This window comes from Micromonospora pallida (assembly GCF_900090325.1).
In the GTDB taxonomy this organism is placed as follows: domain Bacteria; phylum Actinomycetota; class Actinomycetes; order Mycobacteriales; family Micromonosporaceae; genus Micromonospora; species Micromonospora pallida.
Map to the genome: position 1 here is coordinate 6,343,384 of NZ_FMHW01000002.1, position 24,694 is coordinate 6,368,077.

21 protein-coding genes, 1 tRNA gene, 1 other RNA gene and 3 pseudogenes are annotated in these 24,694 nt (G+C 71.2%); 16 read left to right on the plus strand and 10 right to left on the minus strand.

The annotated features are described in order from the left end of the window. Positions 1–73 precede the first annotated feature (73 nt). On the minus strand, positions 74–553 hold the full coding sequence (locus tag GA0074692_RS26780; protein ID WP_091648978.1) for a DUF5956 family protein: 480 nt from the start codon (positions 551–553) through the stop codon (positions 74–76). A 128-nt stretch (positions 554–681) separates the two neighbouring features. After that, positions 682–864 (minus strand): hypothetical protein, encoded by a 183-nt coding sequence (locus GA0074692_RS26785; protein WP_091648981.1) that lies wholly within the window; start codon positions 862–864, stop codon positions 682–684. Between the two features lie 217 nt (positions 865–1,081). Here GA0074692_RS26785 and GA0074692_RS36250 point away from each other — a divergent pair, with 217 nt between their 5' ends. The 3 genes from GA0074692_RS36250 to GA0074692_RS26805 all read left to right on the plus strand — a co-directional run bounded on the left by GA0074692_RS36250 (position 1,082) and on the right by GA0074692_RS26805 (position 3,060). Continuing rightward, complete coding sequence (locus GA0074692_RS36250; protein WP_425413361.1) at positions 1,082–1,405, plus strand: DivIVA domain-containing protein; 324 nt, start codon at positions 1,082–1,084, stop codon at positions 1,403–1,405. Positions 1,406–1,624: 219 nt separating this feature from the next. Next, on the plus strand, positions 1,625–2,818 hold the full coding sequence (locus GA0074692_RS26800) for a helix-turn-helix domain-containing protein (protein ID WP_425413362.1): 1,194 nt from the start codon (positions 1,625–1,627) through the stop codon (positions 2,816–2,818). Then, positions 2,818–3,060: a hypothetical protein gene (locus GA0074692_RS26805; protein ID WP_091648997.1), complete on the plus strand. Its 243-nt coding sequence runs from the start codon at positions 2,818–2,820 to the stop codon at positions 3,058–3,060. Before GA0074692_RS26800 ends, GA0074692_RS26805 begins: the two co-directional genes overlap by 1 nt. Positions 3,061–3,657: 597 nt before the next feature. On the opposite strand, the gene GA0074692_RS26810 is transcribed toward GA0074692_RS26805, so the two are convergent. Both GA0074692_RS26810 and GA0074692_RS35015 read right to left on the minus strand, forming a co-directional pair. Further along, a complete protein-coding gene (locus GA0074692_RS26810) occupies positions 3,658–4,578 on the minus strand; it encodes a GNAT family N-acetyltransferase (protein ID WP_176738595.1) in 921 nt (306 codons plus the stop codon). A 5-nt stretch (positions 4,579–4,583) separates the two neighbouring features. Beyond that, positions 4,584–4,754, minus strand: a complete 171-nt coding sequence (locus tag GA0074692_RS35015) for a hypothetical protein (protein ID WP_176738232.1) — start codon at positions 4,752–4,754, stop codon at positions 4,584–4,586. On the opposite strand from GA0074692_RS35015, the pseudogene GA0074692_RS26815 reads away from it, so the two are divergent. Next, positions 4,716–4,976, plus strand: a pseudogene (locus GA0074692_RS26815) (site-specific integrase); the annotation flags it as partial. The gene GA0074692_RS35015 and the pseudogene GA0074692_RS26815 sit on opposite strands and share 39 nt — an antisense overlap. Before the next feature lie 87 nt (positions 4,977–5,063). Here GA0074692_RS26815 and GA0074692_RS26820 read toward each other — a convergent pair. Then, positions 5,064–5,148: transfer RNA gene (locus tag GA0074692_RS26820), tRNA-Ser, on the minus strand. Positions 5,149–5,229: 81 nt separating this feature from the next. On the opposite strand from GA0074692_RS26820, the gene ffs reads away from it, so the two are divergent. Both ffs and GA0074692_RS26830 read left to right on the plus strand, forming a co-directional pair. Then, an RNA gene (gene ffs / locus GA0074692_RS26825) (signal recognition particle sRNA small type) lies at positions 5,230–5,319 on the plus strand. Positions 5,320–5,429: 110 nt separating this feature from the next. Next, on the plus strand, positions 5,430–7,883 hold the full coding sequence (locus GA0074692_RS26830; protein WP_091649005.1) for a DNA polymerase III subunit gamma and tau: 2,454 nt from the start codon (positions 5,430–5,432) through the stop codon (positions 7,881–7,883). Positions 7,884–7,958: 75 nt separating this feature from the next. Here the strand turns inward: GA0074692_RS26830 and GA0074692_RS26835 are convergent. After that, positions 7,959–9,013 (minus strand): annotated as a pseudogene (locus tag GA0074692_RS26835) (DUF2332 domain-containing protein). 159 nt (positions 9,014–9,172) lie between these two features. On the opposite strand from GA0074692_RS26835, the gene GA0074692_RS26840 reads away from it, so the two are divergent. The 7 genes from GA0074692_RS26840 to GA0074692_RS26870 all read left to right on the plus strand — a co-directional run bounded on the left by GA0074692_RS26840 (position 9,173) and on the right by GA0074692_RS26870 (position 16,252). Then, a complete protein-coding gene (locus GA0074692_RS26840) occupies positions 9,173–9,481 on the plus strand; it encodes a YbaB/EbfC family nucleoid-associated protein (RefSeq protein ID WP_218106811.1) in 309 nt (102 codons plus the stop codon). 8 nt (positions 9,482–9,489) lie between these two features. Then, positions 9,490–10,083, plus strand: a complete 594-nt coding sequence (recR, locus tag GA0074692_RS26845; protein ID WP_091649013.1) for a recombination mediator RecR — start codon at positions 9,490–9,492, stop codon at positions 10,081–10,083. Between the two features lie 318 nt (positions 10,084–10,401). After that, positions 10,402–12,066 carry an ABC transporter substrate-binding protein gene (locus GA0074692_RS26850; protein WP_091649016.1) on the plus strand — a complete coding sequence of 555 codons (1,665 nt, stop codon included), beginning with the start codon at positions 10,402–10,404 and terminating at the stop codon, positions 12,064–12,066. A 74-nt stretch (positions 12,067–12,140) separates the two neighbouring features. Next, on the plus strand, positions 12,141–13,145 hold the full coding sequence (locus GA0074692_RS26855) for an ABC transporter permease (protein ID WP_091649019.1): 1,005 nt from the start codon (positions 12,141–12,143) through the stop codon (positions 13,143–13,145). Then, entirely contained in the window at positions 13,142–14,113 is a 972-nt protein-coding gene (locus tag GA0074692_RS26860; RefSeq protein ID WP_091649023.1) for an ABC transporter permease, read from the plus strand. The genes GA0074692_RS26855 and GA0074692_RS26860 overlap by 4 nt, the downstream gene beginning before the upstream one ends. 16 nt (positions 14,114–14,129) lie before the next feature. Next, positions 14,130–15,152 (plus strand): ABC transporter ATP-binding protein, encoded by a 1,023-nt coding sequence (locus GA0074692_RS26865; protein WP_091649026.1) that lies wholly within the window; start codon positions 14,130–14,132, stop codon positions 15,150–15,152. Then, positions 15,149–16,252 carry an ABC transporter ATP-binding protein gene (locus GA0074692_RS26870; RefSeq protein ID WP_091649030.1) on the plus strand — a complete coding sequence of 368 codons (1,104 nt, stop codon included), beginning with the start codon at positions 15,149–15,151 and terminating at the stop codon, positions 16,250–16,252. The genes GA0074692_RS26865 and GA0074692_RS26870 overlap by 4 nt, the downstream gene beginning before the upstream one ends. Before the next feature lie 184 nt (positions 16,253–16,436). Here the strand turns inward: GA0074692_RS26870 and GA0074692_RS26875 are convergent, their stop codons facing one another. Together GA0074692_RS26875 and GA0074692_RS26880 are read right to left on the minus strand one after the other, a co-directional pair. Then, the gene (locus GA0074692_RS26875; protein ID WP_425413364.1) at positions 16,437–16,805 is read right to left on the minus strand and encodes a hypothetical protein; all 369 of its coding nucleotides are present in this window, start codon (positions 16,803–16,805) and stop codon (positions 16,437–16,439) included. Further along, on the minus strand, positions 16,796–17,389 hold the full coding sequence (locus GA0074692_RS26880) for an HNH endonuclease family protein (protein ID WP_176738744.1): 594 nt from the start codon (positions 17,387–17,389) through the stop codon (positions 16,796–16,798). Before GA0074692_RS26880 ends, GA0074692_RS26875 begins: the two co-directional genes overlap by 10 nt. Positions 17,390–17,547: 158 nt before the next feature. On the opposite strand from GA0074692_RS26880, the pseudogene GA0074692_RS26885 reads away from it, so the two are divergent. Continuing rightward, positions 17,548–18,954 (plus strand): annotated as a pseudogene (locus tag GA0074692_RS26885) (MFS transporter); the annotation flags it as partial. Positions 18,955–19,084: 130 nt separating this feature from the next. Here GA0074692_RS26885 and leuA read toward each other — a convergent pair. Both leuA and GA0074692_RS26895 read right to left on the minus strand, forming a co-directional pair. Beyond that, the gene (gene leuA / locus GA0074692_RS26890) at positions 19,085–20,776 is read right to left on the minus strand and encodes a 2-isopropylmalate synthase (protein WP_091654146.1); all 1,692 of its coding nucleotides are present in this window, start codon (positions 20,774–20,776) and stop codon (positions 19,085–19,087) included. A 582-nt stretch (positions 20,777–21,358) separates the two neighbouring features. After that, positions 21,359–22,105 carry a hypothetical protein gene (locus GA0074692_RS26895; RefSeq protein WP_176738596.1) on the minus strand — a complete coding sequence of 249 codons (747 nt, stop codon included), beginning with the start codon at positions 22,103–22,105 and terminating at the stop codon, positions 21,359–21,361. 234 nt (positions 22,106–22,339) lie between these two features. Between GA0074692_RS26895 and GA0074692_RS26900 the strand changes: the two genes are divergently transcribed. Next, entirely contained in the window at positions 22,340–23,605 is a 1,266-nt protein-coding gene (locus GA0074692_RS26900; RefSeq protein ID WP_091649039.1) for an aspartate kinase, read from the plus strand. Between the two features lie 5 nt (positions 23,606–23,610). After that, positions 23,611–24,669 (plus strand): aspartate-semialdehyde dehydrogenase, encoded by a 1,059-nt coding sequence (locus GA0074692_RS26905; RefSeq protein WP_091649040.1) that lies wholly within the window; start codon positions 23,611–23,613, stop codon positions 24,667–24,669. Positions 24,670–24,694: the final 25 nt, after the last annotated feature.

Genomic DNA, 24,694 nt, shown 5'->3' on the forward strand with positions numbered 1-24,694 from the left:
CAGCTTGGGTCGGTGCTCCCGGATCCAGCGTTCGGGCGCCGCCGGCTGTGGAGGCGGCACACCGCGTCCCGTGCTACCCGCTGGCGTAGATGCCCTGGAGCGTCTCGTGAATGCGCGGGGCAAACTGACTGGGACGTACCTGGTCGGCCGGCAGACGCCCCACGCCCGCGTTCACCAGGGACTCGATCTGCGGGCCGGTGTATCCCGACGGGAGCTTGAGGAACCACCGCCACCCGGTCGGGCGGCTGGGTATCCCCGCGTCGCTCAGGTACTCGTTGATGAAGTCGTCGATGATCTGCTGGTCCTCCGCCGAGCGTGGGACGGTCCTCTTCCGCGTCCCGCTTCGGTCGGTGCACACCTCGGTGCACACCTCGGTGACCACATGGGGGAGACGGTCGGGGCATCGCACCATTCGGTCGACGCCGCTGAGCCAACCAATGATGGCACCCCACCCGTTCTCGGTCAGCTCGTAGTAGCCGTCGCCGGGCGGGTCATCCCGGGTGGGCACGTCGTCCCAGACGGGCATGGCGGTGGCCGGCTGGTCGTTGGACACGGGACGCCTCCACGCTGCGGGATGCCGGCGATACCGCTGGCCACATCCCGCATTTTCGCAGCTCAGGCGCTAGCTGCGGGAACTTGCGGCAGGGCGCCAGTGGTTGGTGCCCGGCAGGCAGAGCGCCCCTACTCCTCGTCGGCCAGCTCGGGCCGGTGCTCCCGGACCCAGCGTTCGACGTCCTCGGCGAGCCATACGTTGCCCTGTTGCAACTCGGCGATCGGCGCAGGAAAGGAGCGGTGTGACGTGATCGCGTAGACCCGCTGGCGGCTGATCCCGCCCAGCCGCATCCGGATCTCATGCGCTCCCATCAACTTCACATCTCGACCGTAGGCACCCGTCAGCGGGTCGTGAGACAAGATGCTCTGTACTCTTGACTAGCGCTGTAGTCATGAGTCAAGGTGGGGCATGTGCTGCCGCACCGCCTTCTTCCCCCTGCGCGGTTCGGCGTCGCGGGTCCGTCCTCGGGAGCCCGACCCGGGGACCGACCCGCCCCTCCTCTTGGCGCATGTCGAAAGGCAGGTTCCTGTGAGACATCTCGTTGAGCGGCTGTTCGGTAGCCGTGCCGCTCGGCATCGGCGGCCCGATGGAGCGCCGTACCGATCCCGGTACTGCCTGCCACTGCTCCCGGCCCAGGTGCGTGACCGCCGGTTCCGGCGTACCCGGCTCGGTCGGCGCGGCCTGGACCCGGACGACGTGCGGCGCTTCCTCGACCGGGTCGCCCTCGAACTGGCCGACGCGCAGGAGTCGGCCGAACGGGCCCACCGCGAGACCGTACGGATTAAGGACGCTCTGCGGCGCTGGCAGTCCGAGCAGACCCGGACCCGCGATCGCTACGCCCTGCACCGATGAGCGACGACGGCCGGGCGGGGCGCGGTCCGTCCAACGGGTTCGTCGTGGCCTCTGCGATCCTGCTCGCCGACCGGCATCGGCCGGTGTGGTCCTGGCGCAGGTGGCGGCGGGTGTGTCGGTGTGGTGCCGACCTGCCGTGCCGGGTCTGGCACCGCCTGCCGGTCAACCGTGGCCACTGGCTCGACGAACATGCCCGGACGACGGGACGGTGGTGGCGTCGTGAGCGTGGATGAGCTGCCGATCGGGCGTCGGGTCGCGCAGTGGCGGATCCGACGGCGGATGACGCAGCAGATGCTCGCCGACCGGCTCGGCAAGTCCAAGAGCTGGGTGGACAAGATCGAACGGGGCGTGCGTACCCTCGACCGGTTCTCGGTCATCCAGGACCTTGCCGAGGTGCTTCGCGTCGACCCGGTCGTGCTGCTCGGCCGCACCACACCGCCCTCGACCGCCATTGGCACCGGCGGCGTCGACCGGGTGCGGGCCGCCCTCGCCCGCTACGACTTCGCCCCGTACGACCCCGACCGCCGGCCGGCAACGCCGGTCGCGGAGTTGAGCAAACGGGTGGGGCATGCCTGGTTGACCTACCAGCACGCCCACTACTTCCGCCTGCTGCGGATGCTGCCGGGCCTCCTCGCCGATGCCCAACGCGTCCACGCCGCGCAGCCGGAGTGTGCGGCGGGCCTGCTGGTGCAGGTGTACCGGGTCACCTCGTCGGTACTGGTGAAACTCGGGGAGGCTGATCTTGCCTGGCTGGCCGCCGACCGAGCGGTGACGGCTGCTGGCGGTGACCGGCTGCTCGCCGCCATCGCGGCGATTCCCCTCGCCCAGGCGCTACGAGCCCTCGGCCGGAATCAGCTCGCGATGGCAGCGGCACTCGCCGCCGCACCCCAGATCACGCCAATCCCGTACGACGAGGGCACGCTGGGCGAGTTGTCGGTGCTCGGGACGCTACTGCTCCAGGCGGCGTTGGCCGCTGCCGGCTGCGGCGACAGACGCACCGCCCACGAACTGACCGACCGGGCTGGTGAGATCGCCAACCTGGTCGGTGAAGGTCACGACCACCAGTGGACGTGTTTCGGACCCACCACGGTCGAGTTGGCTCGGGTGGGGGCGGCGGTCGACCTGGGCGACTCCGAGGACGCGATCATCCGGCACGGGCACGCCGTCCGCCGGGACCGGTGGCGACGACTCCCGGCCGGACATCGCGCCGCGTACCTGATCGACATCGCCCGCGCGTACCTCCAGGTCGGTGACCTGGCCGCCGCCGGCCGCGCCCTGGTCGAGGCCGACCGCACCGCGCCGGCCGAGACCCGATCACGACCGGCAGCCCGTACGGTCATCGCGGCCGTCGTACGTGGCAGGCCCACCGCAGCCGGCGTCGCGCACCTGGCCACCACCCTCGGAGTGGCCTGATGGGCCGCCGTTTCCTGATCCAGTTGCCGGTGACGGCCGACGACCTGACCACCGCCGTACGCGTCGCGCGGGTCATCGCCCGTTCGCTGAGCTTCCACCATCTGGTCGAGTGCGACGAGGCCACCGTCGACCACCCGGCCGTACGGCATCCGGCGTTCTGCCCGGGACAACTCCCCAACGGCCGTCGCTGCCTGCTCCGCCCCGACCACGACGGGGAGTGCACCCGCCGGCTCCCGCGATGAGGCGACTCGGCCTGGACGCCTGGCCGGTCGGCCTGGGGCCGTCCCCCCTTGATCGACTCCGATTGCGGTATGTCGGGGGTCTCGTGCGTCCCGGAGACCCCGACATACCGCAGGTCGAGTGGAGCATCGGGACGCCGGACGAGTCGATCACGGGCAGGCCGGGGGTGGCGGGCTCCATCTGCCGACGACGAAGGGCCGGTCCCCGTGGGGGCCGGCCCTGTACGTTCGCGCTGCTCAGAGCGGAGGATACGAGATTCGAACTCGTGAGGGTGTGAACCCAACACGCTTTCCAAGTCTGTCGTCTCGCGTTCGCCAGGGCTCGCAGCGGTACCAGGCAGCGACGTCCACGCGGGATGGGACGTCACCGGATGACCTTGGACGTGGCCGAACGAGACGACAACTGAGGCGGCCTCGGGCTGGCCTTACCCGCTTTCGAGGTCTGCGATCATGCGTCCGGACCGGTCCAACAGTGCACATGACCTGCGGTTCGGCTGTCCGCCGGACCCGACATGGACAACCGCGGACGGCAGCGAATGAGACCACAGTTGAGACCACCCGGGCGGCGCCGCATTGCGGTGCCGCCCGGGACTCGGGGTGTCACAGCGGGCGGCTGAACATCTTCCGGTTGGCAAAGTTGCGGTATCCGGCGCGCTGGAAGGCCTTGAACATGCCGATGTTGTCCGCGTCGCAGTCGCCGCGGATCTCCGTGGCGCCGGCCGCGACCAGCAGCTGGGTGCCGCGGGCGACGACGCTGGTGGCGTATCCCCGACCTCGGCCGGCGGACGCGACGGCGACCAGCCCGATCACCGCGGAGGTGGGCGTACGGGCGGGCAGGCTGATCGCTACGGGCTGGTCCTGCTCGTCGTAGCCGATCTCGAACCAGCCGGGTTCGTGGTCCATCTCCAGCATGTCCGCGAGGTTGCGTTCGGCCGCGCCGCGCAGGCCGTGCTCGGCGATCTCGGCCTGGAAGATCGAGTCCTTGGTGTCGGTGAACGTGTCGGCGAGCAGCTCCACGAAGGGCTCCTGGCCGATATCGGCCATCGAGCGCCAGTGCAGACGTTCGTCTTGGGCGGGGATCGGGTCGCCCGCGCTCCACAGGAATCGGCAACCGTCGCGGGCGACCGTGAACCCACTGGCGTTCAGCAGCTTCTCGCGCAGCTGCGGATCGCGCTGGAACTGCGGGGCCTGGGCCGGCATGTCCAGGACGTGCCCCTGTGTCTCGGCGCCGAGCGAGCGGGCCAGGTTTGCCGCGTACCGCAGCAGTGCCTCGCCGGTGTCCAGGTCGCCGGGCTCCAGCAGCACGATGTCCATCGGCACCGCGCGGCCCGGGATCGTCCACAGCACGGCGTTGCCGATCAGCGCGCCGTCCTGCTCAGCGACCAGGCACCACTCCGGGCGCGTGCACCCGCTCTCGAGCAGACCGGCCAGGTACGCCGAAGTCGCGGCGTTGCGTTCGTCGTCGTTCGGATACGTCGTCAGTGCGGGAAGTTCGTCGGGGTGGGCGGGTCGGATCGTCAAGACAGTCAGTTTCCTTCTTCAGTGATCTTCGGCAGCGTACGCAGGCTGCGTGCAGGGGAGATCAGCGCAGCGGTGAAGGCCAGCGCGGCGCAGGCGAGCAGGGCCGGCCGGAGGCCGAACCGGGTGCCCGCCAGGCCGCAGGCGTCAGGGACGGCCGGCTGCACGACGCCCGGCACACGGCCGCCGTGCTCCTGGTCCTCGGCGTCTCCGGCCGCGCCGTGATGGGCATCATGGGCTGGTCCAACTCGGCGATGGCTGTCCGGTACCAGCACATGACGGATCAGGTGCGCCGCGACATCGCGCAGCAGCTCGGTGGACTGCTCTGGGGCGACCCGCCGCGCCAGCCGGGGGAGAGCGGCGGCGAACCGCCGCCCGACCGGCCGGAACAGGGTAAGTGAGACGACAACTGAGACGAGTGAGACCGTAGAGACGACTCAGGGCCGGTCCCTGTGGGGGCCGGCCCTGTACGTTCGCGCTGCTCAGAGCGGAGGATACGAGATTCGAACTCGTGAGGGTGTGAACCCAACACGCTTTCCAAGCGTGCGCCCTAGGCCTCTAGGCGAATCCTCCGCCGAACAGAGTACAGGTCGTGCTCGGCTTGTTCACCCCACCACCCCCTGAAGATCGTCACGGGGTCGGGTAGGCTGGGTGCACCTCCCGTGCGGCGGTATCTCGTGAACCTCCCCAGGGCCGGAAGGCAGCAAGGATAAGCGAGCTCTGCCGGGTGCACGGGAGGCCTTTTCGTCTCCGGTGCCCGATAACGTCTCCCGTCGTCGGCGTCCGGCCGGCGGGGTAAGTGGTCACCCGCGGCAGGCCGGCGCAGAATGGCTCGGTCGAGAGGAGGCGGACGGGTGGCACTGGCGCTCTACCGCAAGTACCGGCCGCGTACGTTCGCGGAGGTCATCGGGCAGGAGCACGTGACCGAGCCGCTGTCGCAGGCGCTGCGCAGCGGGCGGCTGAACCACGCGTACCTCTTCTCCGGCCCCCGGGGCTGTGGCAAGACCTCCAGCGCCCGGATCCTGGCCCGCTCGCTCAACTGCGAGCAGGGGCCCACCCCGGAACCGTGCGGGCAGTGCGGCTCCTGCCGGTCGCTGTCCAGCGACGGCGCCGGGTCGATCGACGTCATCGAGATCGACGCGGCCAGCCACGGTGGTGTGGACGACGCCCGCGAGCTGCGCGAGAAGGCGTTCTTCGCGCCGGCCAACAGCCGGTTCAAGATCTACGTCATCGACGAGGCGCACATGGTCTCGTCGGCCGGCTTCAACGCCCTGCTCAAGCTGGTCGAGGAGCCCCCGGAGTACGTCAAGTTCATCTTCGCCACCACCGAGCCGGAGAAGGTCCTCGGCACGATCAAGTCGCGGACCCACCACTACCCGTTCCGGCTGATCCCGCCGAAGGTGCTCCGGCCGTACCTGGAGCAGCTTTGCGAGGCCGAGGGGGTCACGGTCGACCCGGCGGTCTTCCCGCTGGTGGTCCGGGCCGGTGGCGGCAGCGCCCGGGACAGTCTCTCCGTGCTCGACCAGCTCATCGCCGGGGCGGGACCGGAGGGGGTCAGCTACGCCCGGGCCGCTGCGCTGCTCGGCGTCACCGACTCCGCGCTGATCGACGAGATGTGCGACGCCCTGGCGGCCGGGGACGGCGCGGCGGCGTACGCCACCGTCGACCGGGTGGCCGAGGCCGGGCACGACCCTCGTCGGTTCGCCTCCGACCTGCTCGAACGTCTCCGTGACCTGATCGTGCTCCAGCAGGTGCCGGACGCCGCCGACAAGGGCCTGATCGACGGCCCGACCGACCAGGTCGAGCGGATGACCGCGCAGGCCCAGCGGCTCGGCCAGGCGACGCTGTCCCGCTGCGCCGACATCGTGCACAACGGTCTGGTCGAGATGCGCGGCACCACCGGTCCCCGACTGCTGTTGGAGCTGATCTGCGCCCGGATGCTGCTGCCCGGCGCCGACGACTCCACCGGCGGCCTGCTGCAACGCCTGGAGCGGATGGAACGCCGGCTCACCCTGGGCGTTCCCGTCGCCGATGTCACGCCGGCTCCCGGACCGGCCCAGCCGGAGCCCGTCCCGGCCCGCACCGAGCCCACGCCAACCCACACCGAGGCCCCGGCGGCCGTGGTTCCGTCCGCGTCCGAGCCGGCCGCGCCGCGCCGGGTGGCACCGCCGGAGGCGGTGCTGCCCGATCCGGTCACCCCCGAGCCGCCCCGCCCCGACGCCCCGGCCTCCGGCACCCTCGACGTTCATGCTGTGCGTAATGCCTGGCGAGACCGGATCCTGCCGTTGATCAAGCAGCGGAACAAGCGGGCCGGCGCCATGATCCAAGAGGCGTCGGTCGGTGAGCTGGAGGGCGACACGCTTGTTCTAAGTTTCAAGCACAGCTTCCATGCTCAGTCGTCGGCCGGGCATGCCGACCTCATAGGGCAGGCCGTCCAGGAGGTACTGGGCGGACGTTGGCAGATCCGCTGCGAGGTGGCCGGTGAGCGGGGCGGCTCCCGGGCATCCGCCGGGCCGTCCCGACCGGCTGCCACGCCGCCACCACCTGCCGCGTCACCGCCCCCCGCCCGGCCCGCACCGACGCCGCCGGCGGCCCCGCAGCGGTCCAATCCGGCCGGGGCGGCGAGTCCGGCGTCGGCCGCCCGCCCGTCCGGGGACAGCGGTGGACCGGCCGCCGAGGAGGACTGGCCGGAGCCAGCCCGCCCGGGTGGTGCCGCCGCAGCCGCCACAGCTGCCACAGCCAGCGGGGCTGACGACTGGCCGGAACCCGCGCGCCCCGGCGGAGCCGATGGCTGGCCGGAACCTGCGCGTCCCGGCGGGGCGGCCGTCCCGGCTGGGCGGGCCGAACCGACCCCGTCGGGCGGAGCGGTCCCGCCGTCACCCCGGGCGGCCGATACCACGGCACCGGCCCGGCCTGCCGCGCCCGCGTCGCCGCCGGCACCGGCCGGCGGTGCCCCGGTGAGCAGCGGGCGCGCCGCCGCCCGGGCAGCCGCCGCGCGCGGGGCTGGTCGGACTGCGGAGCCGGCCCGGGGGGCACGCACCGACGCGGCCCGGAAGACCGCCGACAGCGAGTTCGCCGGTGAACCGCCGTACGACCCGGACTACGACGGCCCGGTGCGCGGTGGTGGCCGGGTCAACGCGGCTCCGCCGCCGACGACCCCGAGTTACGAGGGATTCGACCCGGGGGACGAGCCACTCGACGACGTGATCGACGAGCGGGTCGCCCGGCAGTCCAGCGAGGAGCAGGCGGTGCAACTGCTCCGTGAGGTGTTCGGCGCGGAGAAGATCGCCGAGGTCGAGGCCCGGTAGCAGCAACCACCGGGTAGGAGACCGGAGGGATGCGGGGGCCGGCGCAGCCGGCGAGGTCGTCGACCCGATGGGCCGCTACGGAATCCAGGCGGGCAGGCCGTGCGGGTGCGCCTCGGCGAGCAGCCGTTCCGGTCGGTCCCCGAGCCGGGCCCGCAGTTGGAAGCGGGAGGGGTCCGCCAGGCCCGGCTCGAACGACAGGTGCGCGACCGGCGCACCACTGCCGAGTAGCCGGTCGATCTCGGCGGTGACCCGCCGCCACTCGTCGGTCGGCACGTACTGCCGCATCACCGAGTGCCAGACCACGGTGAGCGTGCCGGGCTGCGGCTCGATGCCGGCCAGGAACTCTGCCGCGCCGGCCTGGACCACCGTTGCCGGCAGCCGTCCGGCCAGCTCCAGCGCCCCGGCCAGCCGGGCGGCGCGGGCGGTGTGCTCCGGCCAGACGTACGCCCGCAGCGCGAGCGCGCCGGCCGGGTCGATGGGGTCGATCGGGTCCGGGTCGCAGCCGATTCGCTCCACCACGGTCAGCGGCGCGTCGGCGGCCGTGCGGAGCCAGTCGGGGACGCGGTCACGCCAGGCGTCGGGGAGTCGGACCGGGGAGTCGGCCGGGCCGCAGGCGAAATCGTCCGCCTCGATCCGGAACCGGTCGGCGCGCAGGTTCAGCCCACCGCTCGTGCCCAGCTCGACCAGGCGTACCGGCCGGTCGCCCAGCTCGCCGAGGGCGTACAGCAGGCCGGTGAGCAGCAGGTTCGCCCGGCCGACCTCGTTGGTCTGCGGCGGGCGGCGCAGCCACTGCCGCAGGGTGTCCGGGGCGCCGGCGACGGTGGCCCGGAACGCCGTCCAGCAGGCGTCCGCGTCCGTCGGCCGGTACGCCCCACCGGCGCTCGGGTAGTACCGCGCCAGGTCCGGGGCGGCCCCGGTGAGCACCAGGGCGTGTACGCCCCGAGTAGGCGCAGCGGCACGGCCGCGTCGGCGGGCGCGTCCTCGTACCCCTGGATCGTGGTGGCGCACGGCCCGCCGGCCCGGACGTCGGCGGCGGCCCGGACGAGCAGGTCGGCGTAGAGCCCGGCGGCCATCCCCGCGCACGCGTGGGCCTGTCGTTCCATAGTCGTGGCGGCCTGGTCCCGGGACATCGTCGTCACCCTCCTCCTGGCCGTGATGATCCTCCGTCACGCGGCGTGGGGGAAAGCACCGCGCGGGGCGAGGCTGCTCACAGCGGTTAGGCTGGCGGACGGTCGAGTGAGCCGAGTGCGAGAAGGAGCCCGTCCGTGCGCCCAGGTGGACAGCCGAACATGCAGCAGATGCTGAAGCAGGCGCAGAAGATGCAGCAGCAGATCGCCAAGGCGCAGGCCGAGCTGGCCGAGGCGGAGCTGACCGGCACCGCCGGCGGTGGCCTGGTCACCGCGACCGTCTCCGGCTCCGGGGAGCTCAAGGCGATCCGGATCGACCCGAAGGCGGTCGACCCGGAGGACGTGGAGACCCTCGAGGATCTCGTCGTCGCAGCCGTGCACAACGCCACCGAGGCGGCGCGGGAGCTGACCGACCAGAAGATGGGCCCGGTCACCGGCGGCATGGGTGGCCTCGGCCTGCCCGGGTTCTGAGCCGCTGCATGTACGAGGGTGCCATCCAGGACCTGATCGACGAGCTGGGACGGCTGCCGGGCGTCGGCCCGAAGAGCGCCCAGCGGATCGCCTTCCACGTCCTGTCCGCCGACCCGGCCGACGTCAACCGGCTGGCCGGGGCGTTGCGCAAGGTCAAGGAGCTGGTGCGGTTCTGCACGAGCTGCTACAACGTCGCCGAGTCCGAGCAGTGCCGGATCTGCCGCGACCCGCGTCGTACCGACGAGGTGCTCTGCGTGGTCGAGGAGCCCAAGGACGTGGTGGCGATCGAGCGGACCGGTGAGTTCCGGGGTCGCTATCACGTGTTGGGCGGGGCGATCAACCCGCTGGAGGGGATCGGCCCGGACAATCTCCGGGTCCGGGAGCTGATGGCCCGGCTCGGCGCTGGCACCGTACGGGAGCTGATCCTGGCCACCGACCCGAACACCGAGGGTGAGGCGACCGCGACGTACCTGGCCCTGATGGTCAAGCCGATGGGTATCGCGGTGACCCGGCTGGCCAGTGGCCTGCCGGTCGGCGGTGACCTGGAGTACGCCGACGAGATCACCCTCGGTCGCGCGTTCGAGGGGCGGCGCGCCGTCTGATACCGCCTACGGTGGACCGGCGCCAGCCACTCGGCGGCGTCGATCCACTGTGGTGGGACGGGGGCGTCCCGGTCTGACATGGCCGCGACGGCCTCGACGCGCGATGTAACAGATTCGCATAGGTGAACCGGGGCGAACCGCCGCAATCCAGGGCGGAAAAGCGAAGTGTCCGGCGCGCGTCGCAGCGGTAAAGACACGATCCGGTACCAACAGCTTCGTCAATAGTTCCGGGGGAGTCCGAACGGAGGCTAAGGTCACGGCCATCGGTGACCCCTGTCACCAGCATGTCCGTACCCCCTAGGACGAGGTGAAGCACCCATGCGTGCACCCAGGTCGAAGGCCGCGCTGGCGGCCGTCGCGGCCGCGGCCCTCGCGGTAGCAGGCTGCGCCGAGAGTGACCGCGGCGACGATTCCGGCGGTAGCAAGAAGGACACCCTCGTCTTCGGCGTCGCCGGAGACCCGAAGGTGCTCGACCCCAGCTTCGCCAGCGACGGTGAGTCGCTGCGCGTGGCGCGACAGGTCTTCGAGACCCTGGTCCGTCCGGAGGAGGGGGGCACCAAGGTCAGCCCCGGCCTCGCCGAGACCTGGACGCCGGACGCCACCGGCACGACCTGGACCTTCAAGCTCCGTTCCGGGGTGAAGTTCCACGACGGCACCGACTTCAACGCCGAGGCCGTCTGCGCCAACTTCGACCGCTGGTACAACGCCACGGGCCTCATGCAGAGCCCGGACGTGACCGCGTACTGGCAGGACGTCATGGGCGGCTTCGCCAAGAACGAGGACCCGGAGCTGCCGGCGAGCCTCTTCAAGTCCTGCACCGCCAAGGACGCCACCACCGTCGACCTGGCCTTCACCCGGGTCTCCAGCAAGATCCCGGCCGCGCTGATGCTGCCGTCGTTCTCCATCCACAGCCCGACGGCGCTCAAGCAGTACGACGCCAGCAACGTCGCGGGCAGCGCCACGGACATCAAGTACCCGTCGTACGCGATGGAGCACCCGACCGGCACCGGTCCGTTCAAGTTCAAGGCCTGGGACGTCGCCAACAAGACGCTGACCCTGGAGCGGAACGAGGACTACGCCGGCACCAAGGCCAAGCTGAAGACCCTGATCTACAAGACCATCTCGGACGAGAACGCGCGCAAGCAGGCGCTGCGCTCCGGTGACATCCAGGGGTACGACCTGGTCGGCCCGGCCGACGTCGAGCCGCTGAAGGGCGAGGGCTTCAACGTCCTCACCCGGCCGGCCTTCAACATCCTCTACCTGGCGATCAACCAGAAGGGGAACCCGAAGCTGGCCGACGTGAAGGTCCGGCAGGCCATCGCGCACGCCCTGAACCGGCAGGCGCTGGTCGACTCGAAGCTGCCCCCGGGCGCGAAGGTCGCGGAGAACTTCTTCCCGGACACCGTCGAGGGCTGGAACGGCAACGTCACCAAGTACGACTACAACCCGGAGAAGGCCAAGGCGCTGCTGGCCGAGGCGGGGGCGTCGAACCTGACCCTGAAGTTCCACTACCCGACCGAGGTCACCCGGCCGTACATGCCGAACCCGAAGGACATCTTCGAGCTGCTCTCGGCGGACCTGAAGGCGGTCGGCATCACCGTCCAGCCGATCCCGCTGAAGTGGAGCCCGGACTACCTCAACGCCACCACCTCGGGCAGCGCGCACGACATCCACTTCCTCGGGTGGACCGGTGACTACGGCGACGCCTACAACTTCATCGGCACCTTCTTCGACCGGCCGAAGGACGAGTGGGGCTTCACCAACAAGCCGCTCTTCGACAAGTTCCAGAAGGCCGACACCACCGCCGACATCGCGGCCCGGACCGAGATCTACAAGGAACTGAACGCGGACATCATGAACTTCCTGCCGGGTGTGCCGATCTCGCACTCGCCGCCGGCGATCGTCTTCGGCAAGGACGTGACGGGCGTCAAGGCGAGCCCGCTCACCGACGAGCGGTTCTCCACCGCCGAGTTCAAGTCCTGACCTGACGCAAGGAACGCGGGCGGGCGCTGGTCACAGCGCCCGCCCGCATCCCTCCGCACCCCTTCGAGGCCGCCGTGTTCCGGTTCATCGTCAGACGCCTGCTCCAGCTGATACCCACGCTGTTCGGGCTCTCCATCCTGCTCTTCATCTGGCTGCGCCGACTGCCCGGCGGTCCGGAGACCGCGATCCTCGGTGAGCGGGGCACACCCGAGATGCGCGCCGCGATCCGCCGCAACCTCGGTCTCGACGAACCGATCCTGACGCAGTACGCCAAGTTCATCCGCCGGATGGCCCAACTCGACCTGGGCACCTCGACCGCCACCAAGCGGGAGGTCACCACCGAGTTCCTCCAGCGTTTCCCCGGCACCGTCGAGCTGACCGTGATGGCCATGATCATCGCGATCGGCGTCGGCATCCCGCTGGGCTACCTGGCCGCCCGCCGTCGCGGCCAGCTCCTCGACCACCTGTCGGTCGGTGGCTCGCTGATCGGCATCTGCATTCCGGTCTTCTTCCTGGCCTACGTGCTCAAGGCGATCTTCGCGGAGAACCTGGGCTGGTTCCCCTCCAGCGGTCGGCAGGACCCGACCATCGAGGCGACCCGGATCACCAACTTCTTCGTCCTCGACGGGCTGATGACCCGAGAGTGGGACGCCGCCGCCGACGCCATCTGGCACCTGGTGCTCCCCGGCCTCGCGCTGGCGAGCATCCCGCTGGCCATCATCGTCCGGATCACCCGGGCCAGCGTCCTGGAGGTGCTCGGCGAGGACTTCGTCCGGACCGCCGAGGCCAAGGGCCTGACCGAGAGCGTGGTCCGGCGGCGGCACGTGCTGCGTAACGCCATGCTCCCGGTGGCCACCTCGATCGGTCTGCTCGCCGGCGGTCTGCTCTCCGGCGCGGTGCTCACCGAGACCGTCTTCGCCTTCAGCGGCATCGGGGCGTTCGTCGCCGAGTCGATCAGCCAGCGCGACTACCCCGTACTCATGGGCTTCATCCTGATCATCGCGGTGGTGTACGTACTGGTGAACCTGATAGTCGACCTCTCCTACAGCCTGATCGACCCGAGGGTGAGGGTGCGATGACCATCACCCCTGGCAAGAAGCGCGAGAAGATCGACCGGCTCGCCGAACTCGCCGCCGTCCGCGACGACGAGCGCGGCGTCAGCCTCTGGCAGGAGGCGTTCCGGCGGCTGCGCAGCAACCCGGCCGCCATCGTCGGCGCGGCCATCTTCGTCCTGTTCGTCCTGGTCGCGGTCGTCGGCCCGTTCTTCGTGCCGTACGGACCGACCGACTCGATCGGCATCCGGGACGGCGTGGTCAAGTCCGGGCAGGGCATCATCCCCGGCCCCTCCGGCGACCACTGGCTCGGCTACGACCACCAGGGCCGGGACGTGTTCAGCCGGATGATCGTCGGGGCCCGGCAGACGCTCCTGGTCGGCGTGGTCTCCACCCTGATCGGGCTTGCCGTCGGCGCGTTGATCGGTGGTATCGCCGGCGCCTCGGCCGGGCTCGGCGGACGCTGGGGCCGCTGGGTGGACAGCACCCTGATGCGTTTCGTCGACATGCTGCTGGCCCTGCCCAGCCTGCTGCTGGCGGTGAGCGTCGCCGCGCTGCTCGGGGCGAGCCTGACCACCGTGATGATCGCGGTCGGCGTGGTCTCCGTGCCGGTCTTCGCCCGACTGTTGCGCGGCTCGATGATCTCCCAGTCCAACAGCGACTACGTGCTGGCGGCGACCTCCCTCGGGGTGAAGCGGTCGCGGATCGCGCTGACCCACGTGGTGCCGAACTCGCTCGCCCCGGTGATCGTCCAGGCCACGCTGACCCTGGCCACCGCGATCATCGAGGCCGCCGCGCTCTCCTTCCTCGGTCTGGGCAACCCGGACTCGACCATCCCCGAGTGGGGGGTGATGCTCGCCGACGCGCAGCCGTACCTGGGCATCCGACCGGCGCTGGCGATCTACCCGGCGGTCGCGATCATCATCACCGCGCTCGGTTTCACCCTGCTCGGTGAGGCGATGCGCGAGGCCCTCGACCCGAAGCTCCGGAAGTAAGGGAGAGGTCACCAACATGGCACTGCTCGACGTGGACGGCCTCTCCGTCACGTTCTCCCGGCGCGGCCAGCGGACCGTGCACGCCGTCGACGGGGTCTCCTTCTCGGTCGACGCCGGTGAGGTGGTCGGCCTGGTCGGCGAGTCCGGCTGCGGTAAGAGCGTCACCTCGCTGGCGATCATGGGTCTGCTGCCGAAGCACCGGGGCACCCGGATCGGCGGCAAGGCCGTCTTCGACGGAACCGACCTGCTCCAGCTCGACGACCGGTCCCGGCGCGACATCCGGGGTCGGGACGTGGCGATGATCTTCCAGGACCCGCTCTCCTCGTTGAACCCGGTGATCCCGATCGGGCTCCAGGTGACCGAGGTGCTCACCCGGCACCGGGGGATGAAGGGGGACGCGGCGGCGAAGGAGGCCGCCGAACTGCTCGACCGGGTCGGCATCCCCGACCCGAAACGGCGGCTCAAGGAGTACCCGCACCAGCTCTCCGGCGGAATGCGCCAGCGTGCCCTGATCGCCATGGCGGTGGCCTGCAAGCCCCGGCTGCTGATCGCCGACGAGCCCACCACCGCCCTGGACGTGACCATCCAGGCGCAGATCCTGGAACTGCTCAAGGAACTGGTGCGCGACTCGAACACCGCGTTGGTGATGATCACCCACGACCTCGGGGTGGTCGCCGGCATGTGCGACACCATCAACGTGCTCTACGGCGGCCGGGTGGTGGAGACCGCCCGCCGCCGGCCGCTGTTCGCCCAGCCCCGACACCCGTACACGGTGGGTCTGCTCGGCTCGGTGCCGCGCCTGGACGCCGGACGCGGCGAGCGGCTGACCCCCATCCCCGGCTCGGTACGCGACCTGCTGCCGTGGCCGGACGGTTGCGCGTTCGCCCCGCGCTGCGCCCGACGGGTCGACGCCTGCGTGGGGGAGCCGCCCGAACTGGTGCTGACCCACGACGGCCGCAGCTACCGCTGCGTCAACCCGGCCCCGGTGCCGGGCAGCGAACCGCCCGCCGGCACCCGCCGTGAGGAGGACAAGGCGTGACCGACAACGAGACCCTCGTCGAGGTACGCGACCTGAAGGTGCACTTCCCGATCACCCGGGGGGTGCTCTTCGACCGGGTGGTCGGCCACGTCAAGGCGGTCGACGGGGTCGACCTCGACATCCCCCGTGGCCGGACGTACGGGCTGGTGGGCGAGTCCGGCTGCGGCAAGTCCACGCTCGGCCGGGCGCTGCTCCAGCTCACCCCGCCCACCAGCGGCAAGGTCAGCTTCGACGGCATCGACCTGACCCGGATGCCGCCGGCCAAGCTGCGCGGCATGCGCCGCCGGATGCAGATGATCTTCCAGGACCCGATGTCGAGCCTGGACCCCCGGCAGAACGTCGAGTCGATCCTCACCGAGGGACTCCAGGCGCACGGCATCGGCGACAGCCGGGACGAGCGCCGCCGGATCATCAGCGAGACCCTCGACGCGGTGGGGCTGCCCCGCTGGGCGCTCTCCCGCTACCCGCACGAGTTCTCCGGCGGCCAGCGGCAGCGCATCGGCATCGCCCGGGCGCTGGTGCTCGGTCCCGAGCTGATCGTCGCCGACGAGCCGGTCTCCGCCCTGGACGTCTCCATCCAGGCGCAGGTGGTGAACCTCCTCGACGAACTCCAGGACAACCTCGGCCTCACCTACCTGGTGATCGCGCACGACCTCGCGGTGGTGCGGCACATCTCCGACGTGGTGGGCGTGATGTACCTGGGCGCGCTGGTCGAGGAGGCGCCGAGCGACCGGCTCTACACCGAGCCGCTGCACCCGTACACCCGGGCGCTGATGTCGGCGGTGCCGGTGCCCGACCCGGAGGTGGAGGACCGGCGGGAGCGGATCCTGCTCGCCGGTGACCTGCCCTCGCCGGCCAACCCGCCGTCCGGCTGCCGGTTCCACACCCGCTGCCCGTGGGCGCAGCCGACCCGCTGCGCGGAAGAACGCCCGGCGCTGCGGCAGATCGGCCGGAGCCGGGTCGCCTGCCACTGGGCGGAGCAGATCGCCAGCGGCGAGCTGCGCCCGCATTCTGTGGACGCCGAGATCGTCCGCCCGGCCGACGAGGGCGAGGCACCAGGGATGGTCTCCGCCCCGACCGAGCCCGGCTCGTACGTATGAGGTGGTACTCGTACGTATGAGGTGCTACTCGTACGTGTGAGGTGGTAGCAGGGGACCCTTGTTACCGCTTTTTGCGGAGGAAGGGTCCCCTGCAACCACCCCAGCCGGCGAGCAGCCCTCCGAGCACCCTGCGCGGGGGAGCCTGCGTGAGGGAGCCTGTCGTGGGCAGCCGATGCGGTGGCGGTCAGCCCTCGGGACGGTGGAGCAGCCCGACGGCGACGCCGTGCACGGCGTCCAGCCCCGCCACGTCCGGCAGCGCGACCCGGCCGCCGGTGACCGTGTACCACTCGTCGGCCTCCCGGTATTGCACCCGGAGGGTGACCTGTCCGCTGGCGAACTCGGTGCGCAGGGTCAGCTCCCCGGTCACCACGCCCACCTCGTCGGTCATCACCCCGCCGGGACCGGGCACGATGTCGGCGGTCCGGCTCTCCGCCCCGCCACCAGCCCCACCGGCCGGAGCCGGCACCGCGTCGTCTGCTGAGTCCGCCGCTCCGGCCTGGGCAGGGGTCGGCGTCGTGCCGGCCTCGGGTCCGACCTGCTCGCTCACACGCACTCCTCCAACATGTCCGCCAACGCGGCCTTCTCGGCACTGGTCACCGAGAGCTGCCAGTGGTGCTTGACCGTCACCCAGTTCTCGGCGTACGCACACCAGTGCGAGCGGTTCGCCGGCTTCCACTGCGACGGGTCCTGATCACCCTTTGCCCGGTTGGAGCTGGCGGAAACCGCGATGAGCTGCGGTCGGGTCAGGTCGTTGGCGAACTCACCCCGCTGGGCGTCGTCCCACTCGTCCGCGCCCGAACGCCAGGCGTTCGCCAGCGGCACCACGTGGTCGACGTCCACGTCGGACGGATCGGTGAAGGCGCGGTTGTCGTACACGCTCTCCCAACGGCCGGCGACCACGTTGCAGCCGGAGCGTTTGATGTCGCTGCCGTCCCGCGCCAGGACACTGTCGCGAACGTCGCAGTTCTTGCCGGTGTCCCGCCAGTGCGGGAACCGCTCCCGGCTGTAGCCCCGCATCGAACCGGCGCTCGCCACGGTCAGGCTCTCCAGTTTCTCGCTGGTGTTGCCGTCGCTGCCCGGCGGCGGGGCCTCCGGTTCCTCGACGGGGGCGCAACCAGTGGCGCCGAGGGCGAGCACCGCGGCGCACGCGGTCGCCGCGAGGGCGAGAGGTCCTGTTCTGGTACGTGGAGACGACACCCCTCCAGCTTGCGGGGTCCCGGAGCATCCGCACGGCAACGGGGTGCGGTTTCGGCGTTTCGTGGCAACTCTCATATCGAGCAGGCAGATTGGAAACTATGACCACCGCCCCCCTGCGCATCGGCACCGCCGCCGGAAGGGGAACGCTGCTCGCCGCGATCCTCGCCTCCGGCATGGTCTTCCTGGACGCGACCGTGGTGAACGTGGCCCTGCCCCGGCTCGGCGCCGACCTCGGGGCGACCGTCGCGGATCTCCAGTGGACGATCAACGGCTACGCGCTGATGCTGGCCGCCTTCGTCCTGCTCGGCGGGGCCCTCGGGGACCGCTTCGGCCGCCGCCGGGTGTTTCTGTTTGGCGTGCTCTGGTTCACCCTCGCCTCGGTGCTCTGCGGCCTGGCCCAGGGCACCGGTTGGCTGATCGCGGCCCGGATCCTCCAGGGCGCGGGCGGTGCGCTGCTCACTCCCGGGTCGCTCTCGGTACTCCAGGCGAGTTTCCACCCGGACGACCGGGGTCGGGCGATCGGCACCTGGGCCGGCCTCTCCGGGGTCTCCACCGCGCTCGGTCCGTTCGTCGGCGGCTGGCTGATCGACGCCCTCTCCTGGCGGTGGATCTTCTTCGTCAACCTGCTCCTGGCCGTGCCGCTGGTGCTCGCCGCGCTGCGATGGATGCCGGAAAGCCGGGACGAGGACGTCTCCCGGCGCGGCGTACCCGGGCACCGCCGCCGGTTCGACGTGCTGGGGGCGCTGCTCGGCGCGCTTGGCCTGGCCGGCATCACGTACGCCCTGATCGACGCCCCGGTACGCGGCGCGACTGCCCTGCCGGTGCTGGGCGCGGCGCTGGTCGGGGTGGCTGCGGCGGGAACGTTCGTGCTGGTCGAGCGGAGGCGCGGGGACGGCGCGATGCTGCCCCCGACCCTGTTCCGCAGCAGGCCCTTCACGGTGCTGAACGTGTTCACCGTGGCGGTGTACGCGGCGCTCGGCGGATTCACATTCTTCCTCGCCGTCCACCTCCAGAACGTGGTCGGCTGGTCGGCGTTCCAGACCGGGCTGGCCACCCTGCCGTTCACCCTGCTGCTTCTGGTCGGGTCGGCCCGGGCCGGCGCCCTCGCCGCGCGGATCGGCCCCCGTTGGCCGTTGGCCGTTGGGCCGGTGCTCGCCGCCGCCGGGCTGCTGGTGCTGCGCGGGGTCGGTCCGGGTGCCTCGTACTGGACCGACGTGTTGCCGGGGGTGGCCCTGTTCGGCCTCGGTCTCACCCTGGTGGTGGCCCCGTTGACCGCCTCGGTGCTGGCCGCGGTCGCCGACCGGTTCGCCGGGGTGGCGAGCGGGTTCAACAACGCCGCCTCCCGGGTCGGCGGGCTGTTGGCGGTGGCCGCGCTGCCGTTGCTGGTCGGCCTCTCCGGCACCGGCTACGAGCAGCCTGCCGAGCTGGCGCACGCGTACCGGGGGGCGTTGCTCTGGTGCGCGGGGCTGCTGCTGGCCGCAGCCCTACTGGCCGGGATCCTGCTGACCGGCACCCCGGCCGGCAAGGCAAACGCCGCTGCCGCCGACAAACCGGACGCTGCCGCCGGCACGGCGGCTGGTTCCCCGGCCGAGCGAAAGGGGCCCCCGCGTGACGGCGGAGGCCCCTTCCGGCAGCTCAGCGGCGGGCGCGATTGACCGCGCTGGTTACCGCCTTCACCGAGGCGGTGACGATGTTGGCGTCCATGCCGACGCCCCAGACGGTCTGACCGTCGACCTCGCACTCGACGTAGGCGGCGGCCTGGGCGTCACCACCGGAGGAGAGGGCGTGCTCGTGGTAGTCGAGCACGCGCACCGCGACCCCCAGCGACTGCAACGCGTTCACGTACGCGTCGATCGGACCGTTGCCGACCGCCGCGAGGGCCCGGCGCTCCCCGCCGAAGTCGACCGCGGCGGAGATCTCGACCTTGCCCTCGGCGGTGCCGATCGTGTAGTCGGCCAGGGCCACCACCGGCGCGGCCTGGTGGTCGACCAGGTACTGGCCAGCGAAGATCTCCCACATGGTGGCCGGGTCGACCTCGCCGCCGTCGTGGTCGGTGACCTGCTGGACCACCCCGGAGAACTCGATCTGGAGGCGGCGGGGCAGGTCGAGCTGGTGCTCGCTCTTCATGATGTACGCCACGCCCCCTTTGCCGGACTGCGAGTTGACCCGGATGACCGCCTCGTAGGTGCGGCCCAGGTCCTTCGGGTCGATCGGCAGGTACGGCACCGCCCAGGTGAACTCGTCGACCGGCACGCCGGCCTCCGCCGCGTCGGCGTGCAGCGCGTCGAAGCCCTTCTTGATCGCGTCCTGGTGGGAGCCGGAGAACGCGGTGTAGACCAGGTCGCCCGCGTACGGGTGACGCTCGTGCACGGGCAGTTGGTTGCAGTACTCGACGGCCCGCTTGATCTCGTCGATCCGGGAGAAGTCGATCATCGGGTCGATGCCCTGGGAGAAGAGGTTCAGGCCCAGCGTCACCAGGTCGACGTTGCCGGTGCGCTCGCCGTTGCCGAAGAGGCAGCCCTCGACCCGGTCCGCCCCGGCCAGCAGGCCCAGCTCGGCGGCGGCCACACCGGTGCCCCGGTCGTTGTGCGGGTGCAGGCTGAGCACCAGGCTGTCCCGGCGGGGCAGCCGGCGGTGCATCCACTCGATCGAGTCGGCGTAGATGTTCGGCGTGGCCATCTCCACGGTCGCCGGCAGGTTGATGATCAGCGGCCGGGTCGGGGTCGGGTCGATCACCTCGATCACCGCCGAGCAGACCTCCAGCGCGTAGTCCAGCTCGGTGCCGGTGTACGACTCGGGGGAGTACTCGTAGTAGATGTCGGTGTCCGGGGTGTGGATCTCGGCGTACTTCTGGCAGAGCCGGGCCCCGGTGGTGGCGATGTCGGTGATGCCGGCCTTGTCCAGGCCGAAGACCACCCGGCGCTGGAGCGTCGAGGTGGAGTTGTAGAAGTGCACGATGGCGCGCTTCGCGCCGCGCAGCGACTCGAAGGTCCGGTCGATGAGGTGCTCCCGGCACTGGGTCAGCACCTGGATGGTCACGTCGTCCGGGATCAGGTCCTGCTCGATCAACTGCCGGACGAAGTCGTAGTCGGTCTGGCTGGCCGACGGGAAGCCGACCTCGATCTCCTTGTAACCCATCTGGACCAGGAGCTGGAACATCCGGCGCTTGCGCTCCGGGGACATCGGGTCGATCAGGGCCTGGTTGCCGTCCCGCAGGTCGACCGCGCACCAGCGGGGGGCGGCCTCGATGTGCCGACCCGGCCACCGCCGGTCCGGCAGGTCGATCCGGAACTGCTGCTGGTACGGCAGGTATCGCTGGTACGGCATGCGGCTGGGCTGCTGCTGGGAGATCGGGTCGGTCGGGGCGGGACCGGTCGTGCTGCGGGTAGCGGGGTCGGCCGCTACCTGGGAATCGGATTCGACGTCGTTGGTGCCGGCAAACTCGGCCATGGCGGAATGCTCCCGTTGATCATGTGGCGTCAGCGTCGAGATGTCGGCGACAGTGCCGACGAGCGGGTCGGACCTGGTCTGGCCCGGACGGATTCGGTGTGCTGGACGGCGCGCGTCAGCCCCGCGACGAGGTGCCGGCCGGATGGGCCTCGTCGCGGCAACGAAGGAGGAGGCTCGCCTGCCACATGATATTGGTGACCCTACGTGACCAGGGCGGCTCACGGAAATTACCGTCCGGACGTTGAGACGTATTCGACAATTCCCAGGTCAGCCCAGCCATGCCGCCGAGCCTTGCCTACCGCACCGGCGCACTCAACGAAACGCTCACCTTTTGTGAGCAAGCGCACCCGTACCGTGACGGTGCGTCAGGGTGTCGTGGTGGGCGCTGCGACCGACTGCTCCGGTCCCGTGGCCGATTCCTCGGCGGTGGGGCGGTGCTGTCGAGCGGTTCACCCTCGGTCACCGGTCCGGCCAACTGCACGGCGGCCGGGGCGGGACCGGGCGGGGCGGCCAGCCGGAGCGTCCCGATGGCCGTCCGCACGGCGGTCGGCGTGCCGTCCGCGTCGTAGCAGTAAATCCCCACGTCCAGCGGGGGTTCAGCGACGCCGAGGTGGACTCCACCGAGTAGCAGGTGCCGGTGGCGCCGGACAGTGGCCGGCTGACCGACACCGCGAGCGGGGCCTGCCGGTCGGTGAGGACGTCCAGCCAGTCGGTGAACGGGTGCTGCACCCGGGGGTCCAGGCGGCGGGGGATCGTGTCGTCCGGGTCGCCGAGGCGGACGCAGCCGGCCGGCTCGGGGCGGGTCGCGGAGGGCAGGGCGCACTGGAAGAGCCCCTCGGCGGTGCTGACCAGCGAGACGTCGACGGTGCCGCCGCGCGCCCAGCCTGGGACGTCCACCCGCCAACTGCCGTCGTTGGCGCTGATGACGGTGATCGTCCGGGTGGATCCGTCCTCGGCGGTGAGGGTGTACCGGGCGGTCAGGTGGCGGTCCTGGGCCGCTGCCGCGAGGGCGGCCAGGTCGTCCCGCGCGCCGTCCGCGCCGACAGGTGTCGGGCTGCCGCCGGCGGCCTCGGGCGGTTCGGGCGGCGGCTCGTCGGCGGCACAGCCCGCGAGGGGGACGCCGGTGGCGAGCAGGAGGGGAACGGCGAGCGCGAGCAGGGCGGTCGGCCGGCGGCGCGCGGCGCGGAGGTGGACACCGGTGGGCACCCGCTCATTCTCCGGCCCATTCCGCTCGTACGGGGGACCGGACGGCGGGTACGGACCGGCGTGTCGCACGTCGCGGCCGATGTGGCGCAGGCCGCTTCCAGGCCGGATGGTGGGATCACCCGACCTGCGGGACAGGGCCGCCCGATACTCTGGGGAGGTCTGACCCGCGCCGCCGGCCACTCACCCGGCGGCGTCGGCACGCTCAGGGCTGCTGCTGGGAGGGAGTGCGCCGTCGTGGCACTCGTGGTGCAGAAGTACGGCGGGTCCTCCGTCGCCAACGCGGAGCGGATCAAGCGAGTGGCCGAACGGATCGTGGCCGCCCGCAAGGCCGGCGACGACGTGGTCGTCGTGGTCTCCGCGATGGGGGACACCACCGATGAACTGCTCGACCTGGCCAACCAGGTCAGTCCGCTGCCGCCGGGCCGCGAACTGGACATGCTGCTCACCGCCGGTGAGCGGATCTCCATGGCGCTGCTCGCGATGGCCATCCACAACCTCGGGTACGAGGCCCGCTCGTTCACCGGCTCGCAGGCCGGCGTGATCACCACCTCGGTGCACGGCAAGGCCCGGATCATCGACGTCACCCCGGGGCGGCTCAAGGGCGCGCTGGACGAGGGTGCGGTGGTGATCGTCGCCGGGTTCCAGGGCGTCTCCCAGGACACCAAGGACGTCACCACGCTGGGCCGGGGCGGCTCGGACACCACCGCCGTGGCGCTGGCCGCGGCGCTCGACGCCGACGTCTGCGAGATCTACACCGACGTCGACGGGATCTTCACCGCCGACCCGCGGATCGTGCCCAACGCCCGGCACATCAAGCAGATCACCTACGAGGAGATGCTGGAGCTGGCCGCCTGCGGCGCCAAGGTGCTGCACCTGCGCAGCGTGGAGTACGCCCGCCGGGCGGGGTTGCCGATCCACGTCCGTTCGTCATACTCGACCAACACCGGCACCATGGTCACCGGATCGATGGAGGACCTTCCTGTGGAGCAAGCACTGATCACCGGGGTCGCCCACGACCGCAGCGAGGCGAAGATCACCATCGTCGGGGTGCCGGACGAGCCGGGCGCGGCCGGCCGGATCTTCGACACCGTGGCCGGCGCCGAGATCAACATCGACATGATCGTGCAGAACGTCTCCACCGAGGGCACCGGCCGGACGGACATCTCGTTCACCCTGCCCAAGACGGACGGCCCGATCGCGATGGCCGCGCTCAACAAGATCCAGGAGTCGGTGAAGTTCAAGGGCCTGCTCTACGACGACCACGTGGGCAAGGTGTCGCTGATCGGTGCCGGAATGCGGTCGCACCCGGGCGTGGCCGCCGGGTTCTTCGCCGCGGTCGGCGCGGCCGGGGTCAACATCGAGATGATCTCCACCTCCGAGATCCGGGTCTCCGTGGTCTGCCGGGACACCGACCTGGACGAGGCGGTGCGGGCCATCCACGAGGCGTTCGACCTCGGTGGTGAGGAAGAGGCCGTCGTCTACGCGGGAACGGGGCGGTAACGCCGATGTCGCTGCCCACCCTCGCCGTGGTCGGGGCGACCGGTGCCGTCGGCACCGTGATGTGCGAGCTGCTCTCGGCCCGCAAGAACGTCTGGGGCGAGATCCGGCTGATCGCCTCGGCGCGGTCGGCGGGGCGGCGGGTGCGCTGCCGGGGCGAGGAACTGGTGGTCCAGGCGTTGACCCCGGAGGCGTTCGACGGTGTCGACGTGGCCATGTTCGACGTGCCGGACGAGGTTTCCGCCGAGTGGGCGCCGATCGCCGTCAGCCGGGGCGCGATCGCGGTCGACAACTCCGGGGCGTTCCGGATGGACCGCGACGTTCCGCTGGTGGTTCCCGAGATCAACCCGGAGCAGGTGCGCAACCGGCCCAAGGGCATCATCGCCAACGCGAACTGCACGACCCTGGCGATGATCGTCGCCATCGCGCCGCTGCACCGCGAGTACGGCCTGCGCGAGCTGGTGCTCTCGTCGTACCAGGCGGTGTCGGGGGCGGGTCAGGCCGGCGTGGACGCCCTGCACACCCAGCTCGCCAAGATCGCCGGAGACCGGGCGCTCGGCTCCCGCCCCGGCAACGTACGCCAGGCGGTCGGGGACGAGCTGGGCCCGTTCCCGGCGCCGCTGGCGCTGAACGTGGTCCCCTGGGCCGGCTCGCTCGCCGACGGCGGCTGGTCGTCCGAGGAGATGAAGCTGCGCAACGAGTCGCGCAAGATCCTCGGACTGCCCGACCTCAAGGTCTCCGCCACCTGCGTACGGGTGCCGGTGGTGACCGGCCACTCGGTGGCCGTACACGCGGTCTTCGCCGCCGAGGTGGACGCCGAGGGCGCCCGCGAGGCGCTGCGTAACGCCCCCGGGGTGATCCTGGTCGACGACCCGGCCGCAGGCGAGTTCCCGATGCCGATCGACGCGGTCGGCACCGACCCCTCCTGGGTCGGCCGGATCCGTCGCGCCCTCGACGACCCGCGAGCCCTGGACCTCTTCGTCACCGGCGACAACCTCCGCAAGGGGGCCGCTCTGAACACCGCGCAGATCGCCGAGCTGCTCGCCGCCGAGTTCCGCGCCCGCTGAGCCTGAGCCGCCGCCGCTGCCCTCA